Annotated in this window: 10 protein-coding genes; 4 read left to right on the top strand and 6 right to left on the bottom strand. The window is 68.6% G+C overall.

Features of this window, described 5'->3' with window-relative positions:
- Positions 1-39: 39 nt before the first annotated feature.
- The 5 genes from AC0IW9_RS13765 to AC0IW9_RS13785 form a co-directional block, all read right to left on the bottom strand.
- On the bottom strand, positions 40-3,906 hold the full coding sequence (locus AC0IW9_RS13765; protein WP_471648832.1) for a cellulose biosynthesis protein BcsC: 3,867 nt from the start codon (positions 3,904-3,906) through the stop codon (positions 40-42).
- Positions 3,906-8,450: a UDP-forming cellulose synthase catalytic subunit gene (gene bcsA, locus AC0IW9_RS13770; protein ID WP_471648833.1), complete on the bottom strand. Its 4,545-nt coding sequence runs from the start codon at positions 8,448-8,450 to the stop codon at positions 3,906-3,908. Before bcsA ends, AC0IW9_RS13765 begins: the two co-directional genes overlap by 1 nt.
- The gene (locus AC0IW9_RS13775; protein WP_471648834.1) at positions 8,435-9,235 is read right to left on the bottom strand and encodes a cellulose synthase operon protein YhjQ/BcsQ; all 801 of its coding nucleotides are present in this window, start codon (positions 9,233-9,235) and stop codon (positions 8,435-8,437) included. The genes bcsA and AC0IW9_RS13775 overlap by 16 nt, the downstream gene beginning before the upstream one ends.
- A gap of 17 nt (positions 9,236-9,252) precedes the next feature.
- Positions 9,253-10,263 (bottom strand): hypothetical protein, encoded by a 1,011-nt coding sequence (locus AC0IW9_RS13780; protein ID WP_471648835.1) that lies wholly within the window; start codon positions 10,261-10,263, stop codon positions 9,253-9,255.
- Between the two features lie 81 nt (positions 10,264-10,344).
- The gene (locus AC0IW9_RS13785; protein WP_471648836.1) at positions 10,345-11,466 is read right to left on the bottom strand and encodes a glycosyl hydrolase family 8; all 1,122 of its coding nucleotides are present in this window, start codon (positions 11,464-11,466) and stop codon (positions 10,345-10,347) included.
- Between the two features lie 209 nt (positions 11,467-11,675).
- On the opposite strand from AC0IW9_RS13785, the gene AC0IW9_RS13790 reads away from it, so the two are divergent.
- Positions 11,676-12,581, top strand: a complete 906-nt coding sequence (locus AC0IW9_RS13790) for a fumarylacetoacetate hydrolase family protein (RefSeq protein WP_471648837.1) — start codon at positions 11,676-11,678, stop codon at positions 12,579-12,581.
- A gap of 52 nt (positions 12,582-12,633) precedes the next feature.
- Positions 12,634-13,512, top strand: coding sequence for a dienelactone hydrolase family protein (locus tag AC0IW9_RS13795; RefSeq protein WP_471648838.1), 879 nt, complete (start codon positions 12,634-12,636; stop codon positions 13,510-13,512).
- A 21-nt stretch (positions 13,513-13,533) separates the two neighbouring features.
- Here the strand turns inward: AC0IW9_RS13795 and AC0IW9_RS13800 are convergent, their stop codons facing one another.
- A complete protein-coding gene (locus tag AC0IW9_RS13800) occupies positions 13,534-14,160 on the bottom strand; it encodes a RecX family transcriptional regulator (RefSeq protein WP_471648839.1) in 627 nt (208 codons plus the stop codon).
- Between the two features lie 91 nt (positions 14,161-14,251).
- Here AC0IW9_RS13800 and AC0IW9_RS13805 point away from each other — a divergent pair, with 91 nt between their 5' ends.
- On the top strand, positions 14,252-14,707 hold the full coding sequence (locus tag AC0IW9_RS13805; protein WP_471648840.1) for a GlcG/HbpS family heme-binding protein: 456 nt from the start codon (positions 14,252-14,254) through the stop codon (positions 14,705-14,707).
- A gap of 93 nt (positions 14,708-14,800) precedes the next feature.
- On the top strand, positions 14,801-15,712 hold the full coding sequence (locus AC0IW9_RS13810) for a PRC-barrel domain-containing protein (RefSeq protein ID WP_471648841.1): 912 nt from the start codon (positions 14,801-14,803) through the stop codon (positions 15,710-15,712).
- Positions 15,713-15,815 lie beyond the last annotated feature (103 nt).

Here is a 15,815-nt window from a genome sequence, read left to right on the forward strand (position 1 = left end):
TGGCCAGGTCTCCATGGGAGGTATCCATGATGTCCCGGCCTACCGGTCGAAGCGGTAGCGGGCGAAAAACAGCCCGCGCGTCTCGTTCCAGCTTGCGGTCCGGTCGTAGCGCAGCAAGGCGCCGATGCGAAGGTTCGGCGTCACGGAATATTCGATATCGCCGCGAACGCCACCGGCGATGCCGGATTCCGACCGTGCCGGCTGCATCGACCGACCCGTCGAGTCGCTGCTGAGGGAGGCTTCGAGCTGCGCCTGGGCGGCAGGATCATTCGGGAAGTACTTCGCACTATCCTCCCGGTAGCTCTGGTAACCGATGGTCCCACCCAGCCGATACGAGAGGTCACCGCTACGGCCGCGCCAATCGATCGGCACATTGAGAGCGAAGTAGCGTTGCGGGCTGAAGTAGCCGCCATTGCCGAAGGTGAAGAGCCGCTGATTCTTGTCATAGGCCAAATAGACGATATCCAGCCCAGCCTGGAGTTCATCCTCCGGCTCACGCCAGACCTGGTAGGACATACCGGCGCCTGCCTCGTAGCGGCTGTTCCGCGCCGTGCTCTCGCCGCTGAAATTGTAGTAGCCGCCACCGAGATAGAGCCCCACCGGCCCGGCGCCATATTCAAGCTGTGCCCGGCCGCCGGTGCGGACCACGCCGCCCCAGGTCCGGCCGGAAGTCGTATCGCGCACCCCGGACCAGGCCAGCAGGCTATCCGTCACCGAACGCTGCTCCGCCGTCAGCCGCAGCCGCACCGAGTTGCTCAGCGCCGGCGTCAGCTCGATCCCGCCAAGCACATGCTGCTGGCGGAAGCCGACCGGGGAGGTGCCGACATCGACGGCGACGCCACCCCGGCTATAGCCAAGGCCGAGGCCCACGCCGCTTGCCGCGGTATCCCGCGGCGTCAGCCTCTCGCGCGTGGCGGCAGCGATATTCGTCGTGTTCGAAGCAATGGACAGCGCATTGCTGCCGAAGCTGCGGAGACTATCGGCGGTGCTGCTGTCCAGCTTTCCGGTCGAGATGCTGACCGGCGTCATGGTCGCCGTCAGCCGCCCGCCCAGCCGCCCGGCCCCGATCGAGGCCTCGATCGGCGCGGAATACTCGTCCAGACGATCGAGCCCGCTCGTCCCGGTCCTGGACCGGAAGCCCATGCCCCCTTGCAGGCGGGCCGTCGTTTCCTCCCGCACCGCGGCCAGTTCGCGCTGGATCTCCGACGCCAGCGGGTCGCCGCCCTGGACGATCGGCCCGGAGGAGGCGCCCGGCCGTGCCGACCGCCGGAAAGGATTGGCATTCATCGGGTCGACAGGCATGCCGTTGGCACCCGCCGTCGTGGTGGTTGGCTCGGCGATGATCTGCGCCCGGCGCTGCTGCGCCGCCATCTCCAGCGCCCGCAGCGCCCGGGCGGTATTGCCGGAAGCCCGTGCGAGGCGTGCTTCGAGCAGCGGCACCCGCGGCTCATTGGGGTTCAAGGCCCGGGCCTCCACCAGCAGGGCTTCGGCCCGCTGCCAGTCACGCCCGGCGATCGCCGCATCCACCGCCGCGAAACGGGCGTCCATGCTGCGGGGATCGGCCTGCAGCACGCCTTCCGCCACCAGGGAGGCCTGCTGCGGCTGGTTGGCTCCCTGGTACAGCCGTGCCAGGGCCAGGTTCGCAACCGGATTGGCCGGGTCGCGCGCCAATACCGGCGCCAGGGCGTCATAGGCTGCGGCCTGATCGCCTTGCTCGTTCAGCCGGTCCGCCACGCGCACGGCGAAGCCGGATTGCAAAGCAATTGATTGCCGCCGTTCCTCTCCCGAAAGGTTGGGCAGGGTCTCGACCGTGCGGGCAAGCTGGATCGCCTCCTGCTCCGCCCCCGCGGTCAGCAAGGCCCCCGCCAGGCCAAGCCTTGCCGCCGGCGCCGCCCGGACATTGGCCGCCATGGCCGTTCGTCCGGCCTCGGCCGCACCGGCCGGGTCATTCAACTGGCCCAGCGCCCGCACCGCGAGCTGTCCGCTTGCCCCCGTCGGATCCGGCCGGCCGGCGATGGCGAACAGGGCCGTCCGTGCCTCGAGCCTTTGGCCGCTGCGCCATAGGCTGGTCGCCCGCTGCACATCGACGGCCACCTTGGCCCGCGTCAGCAGCCGGTTCATGTCGTTGTTGCGGAGCCTGACCGGGACGCGGTTCATCAGGCTCGCGGCATCGGCTGGACGGTTGTCCTCATCGGCGAAAAGCGCCGCCGCATAGAGCGATTCCGGACTGGTCGCGCCAGGGCCTTCCAAGGTCGCCCTCGCCTCCGCCGCGCGCCCCTGCCGTGCCAGCAGACGGGCGAGATCCAGCCGGATCCAGGGGCTGGAGGGATCGAGCTGTTGTGCCTGCCGCAACATGGCGATCGCCGTCGCCGGATCCGTGGCGCGCTGTGCCTCGGTCCGGATGGCATTGGCGCGACCGGCACCCGCATCGCCACCGGATAGCGCATTGCCGGCCCGCCGTTGCAGATCCTCCGCCTCGGCGAAGCGGCCCTGCTGCTGCAGCACCTCATAAAGCCCGCTGGCCGCGGCACCCAGGTTGGGCCGCCGCGCCAGGGCGGCACGGTAGCGCGCCTCGGCACCCGCCATGTCGCCACGCCGCAGCGCCAGATCGCCCAGCAGGGCATCCGCATCCGCCCGGTCGCCGCTGTCGCGCACCGTCGCGCGACGGAGGCTCTGCTCCGCCGCATCCAGGTTGCCGGCCTGCAACTGGCTCCGGGCGGTGGCAACCTCCGCCGCATAGGCAGCGCCATCCAATGCCCGCTGCCATTGGTCGCGCTTTTCCGGCGCCAGCCGGATGGCGCGTTCCAGCAGGATGCGCGCCTCGCCGAACTTGCCCTCCCGCAGCCGTACCAGGCCGAGGCCGCCGGTTGCATCGGCGTCCTCGGCATTGCGGCCCACCGCCGTCTCGAATTCCCGCTGCGCCTCCCGCAGCCGCCCGGCATTCAATTGTTCGAAGCCGCGGATGCGCGACATGCCGCTTTCATCGGGCGGACCGGAAGGCGGGTTCTGCGCCTCGTTCAGCTTGGCGGCGACCTGCGCATCATTCGGAAACCGCTGCAGGAAAGCCTGCAGCTCCGGCTCGATCTCGCGGCTTGGGCCCTGCCACAGCAACGCCTGCCGCCAGGCTGCGGTCGCTGCGGTGGTGACTTCCGGATTGGCGGCGAGCTGCTTCAGCCGGCCGATGCCGTCACCACGGGTGGTATCCCGGTAGGTCAGCACCTGGGCATAGGCGAGTTGCAGCCGGGTATCACTGGGCGAGCGCTGGCTGAGACGCGCCAGGCCATCCCGCGCTTCGGCATAGCCCTGATCCGTGCCGGCCAGCGTGGCGTAGTATTCCTGTGCATAGGCGTCCGGCGGCGCGGCGCCACGGAACAGCTCGCGGTAGCGCTGCGCCGCCTCGGCGGCCCGCCCGGCCTGCCCCAGCCGGCGCGCCTCCGCCAATGCCCCCTGGTCCACGGTCTGGGCACGCACCGTGATGTCGGTATCGCTCAACCGCGGGTCGCTGGGCGCCACCTGCCGCAGCCGGCTGAGGAAGCCTTCCGCCGCCTGGCGATTGCCGAGTTGCGCCTGCGCCTGGGCTGCCCCGGTCAGGGCATCCACATTGCGCGGATCAACGATCAGCACGCGTTCCAGCGTGCGCAGCACCAGTTCCGGCCGGTTCTGCAAACGCCAGTAATTGGCTTGGTCGAGCAGGGTCGAGACCGCACCTTCCTGGCCTGTCGGCGTCGCACCGCCCGTGCCAAGAAAGGTTTGCGCCAAGCCGCTGCCTAGTGGTGCCGTACCTGGTTGGGCCACGCCGCCTTGCACCGGTGCCGTCTGCGGCAGGCCGGTCTGGGCCAGCCCTGGCACGGCACCCATCGCGGAGCTCGCCAAGGCAGCGGCGATCAGGCGCGCATGGCGGGCCATCAGTTCGTCCTCATCCGCAGACGTTGCACGGACCGGCGGCGCAGCACCCAGTACAGTGGTGCGGCCAGCAGTATGGTGGCGAGGGCCAGGATGCCCAGCAGTCCGGCCGGGCTCGATGACAGGTAAAGCTGCGGCCAGAGCCACGGCGGCAGGCTGCCGGTCGTATAGCTGTTGCCAAGGCTATAGCCCTGGATCCGGCCGCCGCTCAGCAATGCCAGGTCGCCCTGGACGCGCGGCAGTTGCTCCGGGTCCCGCAGCGCCAGCACCATGTCCTCAAGCCCTGCGGCCGAGGCGCCGGTCAGCACCAGCACGGATTTGCCCGCACGCAACGGCGACTCGAAACCGAAGATTGCGCCGAGACTCTCGCCCGGAGCCGCCAGCTGGGCCGAGGCGCGCTCGACCTCCCCGCTGCGGGCGCCACCGCCGAACAGATGGCGGAACTGACCGAGGGCATCGGGCAACGCCACCGTCAGCCGATTGCCTTCGAGTTGCAGCGGCGCATTCTGCATGAGCTGCTGCAAGGCCGGTTGTCGGCCCAGGGCGCCGATCACGATCAGGTCCCGCTCCGCCGCCTGCTGCAACCCTTGGGACCGAACCACCTGCAGCCCGGTCGCGGGATAGCCCACCAACGCCGAAAGCCGACCGATCAGACCAAAGAAGGCAGAGAGCTCGCCCGCGCTCGGCCGGTCCGGCAGCACTGCCGCAGTCGTGGACAGGTCGGCCATCCGTGTGAAGGGAAAGCCCGAGCTGGCGAAATAGGCCAGGTTCGGCAAGGTGGTGAAGCGATGCGCGCCGGACAGGTCGATGGTGCTGTCCGGATCGATGCCGGCGCGGATATCGCCCGGCACCGCGACGCAATCCCCGCGTGAGAGCGGCTTCATGTCGAAGCGCAATTGCAGGTCGTTCTGGCCGAACACGATCCAAGTCGGAATGCCGACCCGTCCCTCGGAACGGTCGCCACCACCGAAGAACCGGCTGACCATGGACAAGGGCCAGACCGGATCCGCCCGCCGCAGCGGGAAGCTGCGGAGATAAAGATCGTTGACCGTCACATCGATGCGCGACACCGCGACATCGACGATGGGCCCCGGCGGTGCCCGGAAGCGGATATCCGCATCCAATGGCCGATTGCGCCAGGTGAAGAGATCGGGTGCCGTCCGGAAGGGAATGGAGATCGGCCCCGGCGAATAGCCATAGACCTGCAGTTCCGAAGGATCGACCAGTTCGCCCAGCTTCACCGGGCGGTCGCTGCGGACCCAGCGCGGTGCATCATAGGGCTGCCGTGGCGGCGAATCCGGCGTCTGCACCAGCGCCAATTCGCCCGACAGGGCTTGGCGTCCCACCGCGACCGCGGTCGCCGCCGTCACCACCTCCGCACCGGTGCGGCCACCGAGGACCAGCAGCAGGCCGAAGGGATCGCCCGGGTTCGGGACCAGCGCGACGGTGGGCCCATCGAAGCGCGGCAGGGCGAGGCCCGGGATGCTATCCGGCCCGGTCGCAATCACCACCGCATTGCCGCGCGCTGGGGCAGAGGTCATGACTGGGAAAGCCGCCCCGCGATAATCCGCCTGCACCGCGAACCAGGAGGATGCGATGGCGGCTGCCCGCACGGCTTCATTGCCCGCGCTGTCCGGCAGGACGATCGGCAGGTTCAACGGGTCCCGCAGCAGGCGCGGATCGAAGAAGGGTTCCGGCAGCCGCGCCAGATCGCGCGTCACCGGCAGTTTCTCCAGCACCAGGTTCAGGGTCGAGGTATCCGACACCACGGCCCAGAGCAGACCCGACAGCGGGTCATTGCATTCGACCGCATAGCGCGCGGCGAAGCGGAAGTTCATCCGGTTGTTGTCGGCAAAGAAGACCGGATTCACCGGGAATTCCAGCGGACCGAAGGAGGGCCGGTTCCGGTCCGGCTGGATCGCCCCGACGAACTGCTCGTTCAGCGTCACAGAGATCTGGCTGAGTTCCGGGATCAGCGCCGGCGAGGTGGAGCCCTGCAGCACCAGCCTTGCCTGGGTCACGACCTCATCGCCCCGCACCCCGAAGAGCACGCCCTGAAGGTCGGAGGTGCCCCTCAACTGCATCGGTGAGCGAAGCCCGAGTTGACGCAGGCTATAGGAGACGCGCCGGGTGCCGACGGTCGGGTCTGCCGCCCCGGGTGCGGCAAAGGCGGGCGCCGGCACGGCCGTAGCCGGCGGAGTGGTATTCAGCGATGGCGACAGGGCAGCGGGTGCCTGGGTTGCAGTCGGCAGGTTGCGCTGCGCCAGGGTCGGGCCGGATACACCCAGCCCCAAGGCCACCAGCAGCCAAGCCGCGGCCCGGCGTGGCGGTTCCGGGCGAGAAGCGGGCCGGCCCGGAGCCGGGGGCCGCTCGGGTTCGCTGATCGGCGGCAACGGGCGGCTTGCCGACTTCGAGGGTTTCCGCCGCAGCGAGAATTGGGAGCCACCGCGCAGCAGCCCGGTGATGCTCACCACCACCTCCCGCAGCGATCGCAACGGCCGGTCGACGCGGGTTTCGTCCCAGCCGACCCAGGCATCAGCCCGCCCCAGCACGGCGCGGACGATCTGGCCTTCATCGCGCAGATCCTGCGGCGCAAAGCGGACCTGCAGGCGGTCCTGGCTCCAGCGCAGCACCTCGGCCGGCAAGGGGATGATCTCGGAGCCGCATTCCAGCTCCAGGGTCACCACGGTATCGTCCAGCATCCCTTCCGGCCGGTCCGCATAGATCGCTGCACCGCCGAGCGACAAGTCGCGCGTCTCGCCTTCGACGATGCGGCCATCCGACAACAGGATGGTGGCGGGAACCTCCGCATTGATTCGTGCACGTTCCCGGACCTGCCGCCGCTCGCGGCCGACGGCCAGCCCCGTCAGCACTGTGAGGAGACACAGCGTTCCCCACACCAGATTCAACGCATAAGCCTGGAACTCGAGGGTCTGAGGCGCATTCGTCGCCAGACCGGCAAAGCCGGCAAGCAGCCCTGCTATCAGGAACATGGAGAGCACCATATTGGGTCCCACGGCGCGCAGGTCGAAGTATCCCTCGCCCAAGGTGCCGCCCTTGTCCGTCACGTTGAAACGGCCACGCCGAGGATCGAGCAAAGTCGCCAGGGTCACCGGCAAAAGGTAGACGGACAACACCGCTTCGTAGATCTCGGACCAGAAGGAATGCCGCACACGGCCCTGGATCCGGCTGGCAGTCACGATCGAATGGATGATGTGTGGCCCCGCATAGGCGACGATCGCCAACGGCGACGCCGCGATGATGGTCTGGCCCATCAGCAGATAAGCCAGAGGCGCGGTGAGAAAGACGAAGCGTGGCAACGGGAACAGGAAATGAAACATTGCCATGAAATAACAAAGACGCTGGGCCATCCCCAGGCCGCTGGCCGTCAGCGGATTCTCCAGCCGCAGGATTTGAATCATTCCCCGGCCCCAGCGCATCCGCTGGCCGATATGCAGCATCAGTCTTTCGGTTGCGAGGCCAGCCGCCAGCGGCACCCGCAGATAAGCGGTACGCCAGCCAAGCCGCTGCATCCGGAGGGAGGCGTGACAATCCTCGGTCACCGTTTCTGTCGGCACGCCACCGATCTCCTCCAAGGCTTCTCGCCGGATGACGGCGCAGGAACCGCAGAAGAAGGTACCACCCCAGAAATCATTGCCCTGTTGGATCAAGCCGTAGAAAAGCAAATTCTCATTCGGCACCCGACTGCCGGTGACCAGGTTCCGTTCGAAGGGGTCCGGTGAATAGAAATGGTGCGGGGTCTGCACCATGCAGAGGTCACGGTCGCGCAGCATCCAGCCGACCGTCAGCTGCAGGAAGGCCCGTGTCGGCACATGGTCGCAGTCGAAGATGACAACGTACTCGCCATCCGTCTCCTGCAGCGCATTATTGATATTACCGGCCTTGGCGCCCTTGTTGTCGGGGCGGGTGATATAGCCGGCTCCGACGTCCTCGGCGAAATGCCGGAATTCTTCGCGGCGGCCATCATCCAGCAGGTAGACGTTCAGCTTGTCGGCAGGCCAGTCCAGTGCGAGGGCGGCGAAGACGGTCGGCTTCACCACCTCCAGCGGCTCGTTGTAGCTTGGGATGAAGATATCGATCGTAGGCCATAGCTCCACGTCATCCGGCAGCGGAACCGGCTTCCGTTCGAGCGGCCAAAGGCTTTGGAAATAGGACAGCACCAGCGCCACAACGGCATAGATCTCGGCCAGCAGCAGCCCGGTGCCAAGAAATGTCTGCCAGAAGCCGCTGTAGTCCAGCGTGTCGTTGAGCCGCCAATAGAGGTATCGAACCGAGACCACGCAGGACAGCGCCGAAAGTGCGAGCGTGACCGTCCGCCCCCGGAACACATTGGCGACCAGGAACAGGATCAAGCCACCGATTGCCAGATAGGCCTGATCCTCCGGCTCCAGCGGTGCCACCACCACCACCATGGCCGCCATCAGGCCGATCGCCGTGGCCAAGATGCCGCCGATCCGCGTACGGACGAAGGGCAGCCGGGCCAATCGTTCGCGCGTCGCGGCCGATCCGCTCATCGCGCACCCCATACGGCCGGGAAAGCCTCCGGCACCACCGGAAGCGCCGCTTCGATGCCTCGGGCGATTTCCCGCAAATCCTCGGCGGCATGGCTTTGCGGGGCAAAGTCGAGCACCATCCGCTGCGAGGCCAATGCCTCCGCGACCACCTCGTCCCGGCAGACCGCGCCCAGCAGCCGAGGGCCGAGATGCCGCGCCACCGTCTCCGCCGCGGTGCGGGAAAGCCGGGATTCCGGGTCCACCTGATTGAGCACGACCCGGAGCCGCCCGGCGAAAAGCGCGGCCATGGTCCCGTTTCCGAGGAAGCGGCCGCTGTCGATTTCCGGCACCAGCGCCGCGCTGGTGGCATCCGCCAGCAGAACGCAGACCACCATGGCGGACATGGGCGCGAGCAGGTTCAAGGCATGCGATGGACCCGGCGAGGTATCCGCCACCACCATCAGCCCCGGGTCAGCCAGGATCGCCCGCATCGGCGCAGCCAACAATTCGGGGTCGCGCTCCAGCGCGGCCGCCAGCCCAAGCGCACCGCGGATATCGATCGCTCCGTGCGGCAGCAGGATGACGCCGGATTCGGTCTGCCGGGCGGCATTGCGCCAATCCGGCCGCTTCGGCAGATCGGCGACGAAGCCGCCGCCATCGGTCAGCGCCATTCCGTAATGCAGGCGAAGCGTGTTCTGCGGGTCGAAGTCAAGCGTGAGGATACGGCGCCCGCTGCGACGCAGCGCATCCGCGATATTGGCGGCAAGCGTGGTCTTTCCGACGCCCCCTTTGGGAGACGCGAAGCAAATCAGGGGCATGGCGAGGCCTCCTCGGACTACCGAGAGTTGGACACGCCGCCTGAAACCCGAAACGCCGCGAACGGGGACGAAGCGACGGGCGCGCCAACGGCGACCAGGCGCATCACCTCAGCCAGAGGAAGGGTTACCATGGCGGCCGGCAGAAGGGCGGAGGTGGACACAGGGCTGGGCCAAGTACTGGTCGTCGGTAGTGCGGGCGTGCTGAAACCCGTCTGGCCATGACCGAATTGGCCGTAGCCCGGGTGCTGGAAGCCGGATTGCTGCGCTGCCGGTTGGCCGAAGCTCTGCATCGCCGCGGCAGCTTCCATGCTCGACATGGATCCGAAGGTCCCCGTCGGACCCTGCGGCAGATGTGAAGGCGGCTGCGGCACCTGGCCTGGCAGCTCCCCCGGCCGGCCCAGCGATTCGAGCAAGCGGTAGTTGTTCTGCGCCGGATCGGCGATCGAGGCGCCGAAGCCATAGGCCGCTGCCCCCTGGGCATGCGCAGCCGGCATCTGGCTGAAGGGCTGCTGCTGCGGAAAACCCTGCATCGGGACGCTTGGCGACGCGACAGCCGCACTGGCGTCCGGAAACTCTCCCCGAGCCTCATAGGGCGCAGTGGGCTCCGGATAGGTGGGCGGGGCACCGAAGGGGAACTGGCCCGCGGCGGCATCGCCACTATCCTGTCGCCGCGGGGCCTGGGTGAAGCTCGGCGGCGGCGTGAAGCTGGCAGGCGGCGGCTCGTAGTGCCGTGGGGCAGGCTCCGGCGCGCTCGGCGGAGCATAGGCTGCCAACGCAGGGGGTGGGACACCGCGCGGCGCCTCCCGCTCCGGCACGGCTGCCGCCTGCGGTTCGACCGATAGCCCCGAGGGTGGCGTCAGCGGGGCGACTGCAGCATCCATGGCAGCCCCGAGCAGCGGGAAAGAATTTGCGACGTTTCCCATCGGCTGCGTCACGTTGCGAACCGGGTCATTGCCAAAGCTCTTATAGCGAATTCCAGGCGCTTTGAGCGCCGCAGCCACCCTGGCGACGTCGGAGTCCTGCGCCATCCCAAATAAGTTCCCCATTATGAGGACAACATGCCGCGACGGAGACCAAAACGAAACAGATTTTTAAGCCAATCACGCGAATTACCCGGACGCAGCAAGCGCTTCCTGCCATGCCGCCCGCACCAGAAGCCCCAAGGCGGCCGCGTAATAATCGGAGGCCTGCGCCACCAAGGGTAGGCTCCGGGCCAGGTCCAGAGCGTTGGATCGTTGCACTAGCGACAGCCGCGAGACGGCCATTACCCCCGATGAGGCGGCATAGGGCGAGACCGTGTCGCTGGCCAAATCGGCCCAAGCGGGAATAAACGGATGCTTGGGATCCGTCCAAAAACTACGCGCATGTCCCAGGGCTGGCTCCGAGGCCAAGCCCGCCCAGGCGAGATAGAGAGGGACCCGGACCGCGTCATAGGAGAAGCGTGGCGGCCAGCGACTCGGCAGGCTGAGCTTCCCATCCGCCTTGCTGAGCGTCACCCAATCCGGCGGCAGCCCCCAACGCCCGAACCGGCTGGACCGCAGCAGCACCAGTCCATCTGCGGCAACCCGGACCCAGGCCGGATCGGGCACGGCCCGGGCCAGCGCGGCGAAGGCCGGAAACACATAATAGGATGGGTTGAGGATCGTCGCCTCGCTCCGGTCGAAGCCGCGTGCCCCGGGCAGAAGCACACTATATCCTCCCGCCCGGCGCACCAGCAGCCGCAGGATGTCCCGTCCGATTGCCGCGCCGAGAGCGCCATGATCCGCGACGCCCCAGCGTTCCCCGGCCTCCAGCAGGGCCCAGGCGATACAGAGATCGCCATCGGTCGCGTTGTTGACATCAGCGACCGGCATCGCCGCATCCGGCTCGAAACGCCAGGCATGCAACTCGTCCCGCGGCCGGCGCAGCACGCGCCGCGTCCAGGCCAGCAGCCGCTCGAACCCCGGCCGGTCATCGGCCCGGACGGCAAACAGCAGGCCCCAGCCCTGCCCCTCGGAATGGGACACGCCGCCATTGCCGCTGTCCACCACCCGTCCCTCCGGCGCCAGGAAGCGCGCCTGGAAGGCGGCCCATTCCTGCCGGTCCAGGTCGGTCGTCAGCGCAACTGCCGGCTTCCCCAATGCCGCCATCCCACCGATCCCGGCACCTGACATCGTGGCCAGCATGGCGCGACGGCGCAGCGGCCGCATGACCAGGGACGGATTAAGGAAGCGGTGAGGATGAGATGGCATAGGCCAAGTACTCCGCCATCGGGACTACCAAAAGCTTATCGAATTCTCTGCTATTATGCAACTTTTGGTTGTTCAAGCCGCAGGATTTGCAGCTTTATTCCGTGTTCTTCAGGCACCCAATTGCCTGGATTCCCAACGAAGGGGGCTTGCCACCACCCTGCCGCCGCGTTCCCCTGCCGCCGCGCCAATCCGCAGCGGGAAACCTATTCATGACAAAGCTTGTGACCTTCACCGATGCCAAGGGGCCGCGCGTCGGCGCCGCCTTGGACGACGGCAGCATTCTTGACCTTTCCGCCGCCGCCACCGGTGGCGCTCTGGCCGGCGCCACCCGGGATATGCTGTCGCTGATCGAAGCCGGTCCTTCCGCCCTCGCTGCGATCAAGGCCCTGGCCGCCGCGCCGCCGCCCGCCGCCGTGCTCGCGGCCGGCACCACCACGCTGATGGCGCCGATCCCGCGCCCCCGCCGGAACGTCTTCTGCGTCGGCCGCAACTACATGGATCATGTGGCCGAGGGCGACCGGACCCGCGGCATCACCAATTCGGAACTGCCGAAGTTTCCCCAATTCTTCACCAAGGCGCCCGATACGGTCATCGCCCCGGATGACTGGATCCCGCCCCATACCGGCACCACCCAATGGCTGGACTACGAGGTGGAGCTGGCCGTCATCATCGGCACCGAAGGCACCGATATCAGCAAGGAGGACGCGCTCAACCACGTCTTCGGCTGGACGATCGGCAACGACGTCACCGGCCGCGACCTGCAGCGCCGCTACGGCCAGTGGTTCAAGGGCAAGTCGCTCGACCGCTCCTGCCCGCTCGGCCCCTGGATCGTCCCGGCGGATGAGCTGGATGGGCTGAACACCGGCATCCGCTGCTTCGTCAACGGCGAGAAACGCCAGGACAGCCATACCAGCAAGATGATCTTCGACGTGAAGGAGATCATCCATCAGCTCTCGATCGGCTTCACCCTGAAGCCGGGTGACGTCATCATCAGCGGCACGCCCGAGGGCGTCGGCTATGCGATGGTGCCGCCGCAGACCCTGAAGCCGGGCGACGTCATCCGCTGCGAGATCGACGGCATCGGTTCGCTGACCAATACCGTCAAGGCCGGGTAACCGGCCCGGCCCGGCGGGCGAAGCCGGCCCACAGTCCCAGAAGGAGTTTCCCATGCAGGACCTGCTCGGCCTCGAAGGCCTCGCCCGCCAGCCGCTGGTGCGCCGCGGCTTCGTCATGACCTCGCTGATGGCCGGCTTCACCCTCGCGGTGCCGACCGCCGAGGCCCAGGTCATCCATACCGACAGCAGCGGCCTGCATGCGGAGGAGGTGCGGATCCCGGTCTCCGGCGGCACCCTGCCGGGCTATGCCGCCGCCCCGGCGGCCGCGGGCCGCTACCCCGTGGTGCTGGTCATCGAGGAGATCTTCGGGGTCCACGAGCACATCAAGGACCTCTGTCGCCGCCTCGCCAAGGCCGGCTATCTCGCGGTGGCGCCGGAGCTCTATGCCCGGCTCGGCGATCTTTCGACGATGACCGACGTCCCGACCATCATCCGCGACGTCATCAGCAAGGCACCGGATGCGCAGATGCTGGCGGACCTCGACAGCGCCGCCGCCTGGGCCACCACCACCGGCCTGTCGGGCAGCCTGGGCGATCCGGCGAAGCTTGCCGTCACCGGCTTCTGCCGCGGCGGGCGCAATACCTGGCTCTATGCCGCCCATAATCCCGCGCTGAAGGCAGCCGTCGCCTGGTATGGCCCGGTCGGCGGCGCCACCAGCGCCATCCAGCCGCGCACCGCGGCGGATATGGCGACGGAATTGAAGGCCCCGCTGCTCGGTCTTTATGGCGCGGCCGATACCGGCATCCCGGTGCCGGATGTCGAGGCCGCCGCTGCCCGTGCCCGCGCCGCCGGCAAGACCGTGGAGCTCAAGATCTATCCGGACACGCCGCACGGCTTCAACGCCGACTATCGGCCGACCTACCGGAAGGACGCGGCCGAGGATGGCTGGGCCCGGATGCTGGCCTTCTTCCGCGCGCATGGCGCCGCCTGACACGCACCACGGAACTGCGGTCTAGCTTTGCTTGAGCCGGAGGAGCCGGTCCTCGGCCTCCTCCGGCGCCATATCCAGTGCCGCTTCGGCCACATCCCGGCTGAAGCCGGCCCGTGCCAGCGCAGCCAGCGCCTTCATCCGGAGTTCGCGTGGCGCCACCTCGGCGGCGAATGGCCCGACCCGCCGACGCCGGCACTGCGCCAATGCCGCATCCAGCTCGGTCGCGGGGTTTGCCGGCACCGCCGCCGCCACCGCCTCCCGCCCGACTCCCTTGCCGGCGAGATGCGCCTCGATCGCCCGGCGCGACCGTCCGGCCCTGGCCAGCCGCCGCGCCCGGGCCTCGGCGAAGGCGGCGTCATCCACCACGCCCGAAGCCACCAATTGCCGCGCCACATGGGCCGCCACGGCACGAGCGGCGGCGGCACCCGCCGTGTCGCCACCCTCGGCCTCCGCCCGGCGCACCCATCGGTCCACCCGGCGCTGCAGTACCCGGCGCAGCCCGGCCTCGGTCGCGGCGAAGCGGGCCAGATGCGCCAGCGCTGCCTCCCGCAGTTTGGCCTCGGTGGGGACCGGGCCGGCGGGGATGGCGCGTCGTGCTGGCCGGGCGGGGCGATCGTCATCCATGCGGGCGAGTGTGCCACGCCGCATCCTGCCATCCCAGCTTGGGGTCATCCCCGCTTGAGGGCTGGTGAAGCCCACCGCCGCCGGGCATTACGGACATCCAATCGAAGGAAATCCCATGGCCCGCTACCCGACCAATGGCCTGACGCTCGCCCAGGCCAATACCATCGTCACCGCGGCCCTGGCCAAGGGGCGGGAATTGAGCCTCATGCCGCTGACCGTCGTCGTGCTGGATGCCGGCGGCCAGGTGAAGGCAGTGCAGCGTGAGGATGGTTCCTCCCTGCTCCGTCCCGAGATTGCGCTCGGCAAGGGCTATGGCGCGCTGGCGCTGGGCCTCGGCGGCCGTGAATTGGCACGGCGGGCCCAGGCCATGCAGGGCTTCATGAATGCCCTGTCCGACCTGTCCGGCGGCAAGGCCGTGCCGGTGCCGGGCGGCGTCCTCGTCTGCGGCGCCGATGGCGTCATCCTCGGTGCCGTTGGCATCAGCGGCGATGTCTCGGCCCAGGATGAGGTTTGCGCGGTCGCCGGCATCGCCGCGGCGGGATTGGTGGCGGAGACCGGCGACCCGGCCTGAAGGCCACGTGAGGCGCGGGCAACCGCGCCTCCTGCTACCGCGTTGATGCGGCCTCACCCGGCATTTCCGGGTCTGCAAGAAGGTGACGCCGCAATGACCACACGCCAACAGATGCTCGCCATGACCGCTGCCGCTGCCGCTGCCCTGCTTGCCGTGCCGGTCCTGGCCCTCGCACAGGGCACCACGCCTGGTGCGAACAACAATGCCGCCGGCGGCACCCTGGCCCAGACCGCGCCGACCAATCCGACCCCGGCCGTTCCGAACCTCACCACCCCGGCACCGCGGACCCCGGCCCCCTCGGTCGCCGCGCCCTCCCCGATGACGCCTGGCACCACCGCCAATACAGCTCCCGGCATGGGCGCGGGTACGCCCCCCGGCCTCGTTCCCGGAACGACGCCGAATGCTGCGGCCCAGCAGGGGACGGGCACCGGTACTGCGGCCGGAGCCCCGGATGGCACCCCCGGTAATCCGCCCGGCACCGCCGCCGGCCGCGCGGTGGACCGCGCCCTCGGTACCAACTCGACCGGTGCCAATCCCGCGGCTGCCCCCGATGGCACGCCTGGCAATCCGCCCGGTACCGCTGCCGGCCGCGCCGTGGATCGTGCCCTCGGCACCAACATGACCGGTGCGAATCCCGGTGCCAACCAGGCGCCGGCGGCCACCAATACCGGTGCCACCACCGGCCCGCTCGCCGTCGATAGCAGCACCCTGCGCAATGGCCGCCGCGCCAGCAAGCTGATCGGCTCCGCCGTCTATAACGAGAACAACGAGAGCATCGGCGAGGTGGACGACATCCTGATCCCCGCCGGCGGCACCGGCCCCGTGGCGGTGATCTCGGTCGGCGGCTTCCTCGGCATCGGTGCCAAGCTGGTGGCCGTGCCCTACGACCGGCTGCAGATGGCCGCCAATAGCAATGGCCGCTGGACCCTGACCGGGGCGACCAAGGAAAGCCTCGGCAGCCTGCCGACCTTCACCTACGAGGCAGCCGCCGAACGGCGTGGCTGAGCCACCCGCGAATTGCGAGGCTGAAGGGGCGGGGGAAGCGATTCCCCCGCCTATTTCGTGCAGGATGGTTTGACGCGGCCGATTGTTTACGGCCAAATCCGCC

The organism is Belnapia sp. AC561 (genome assembly GCF_979252845.1).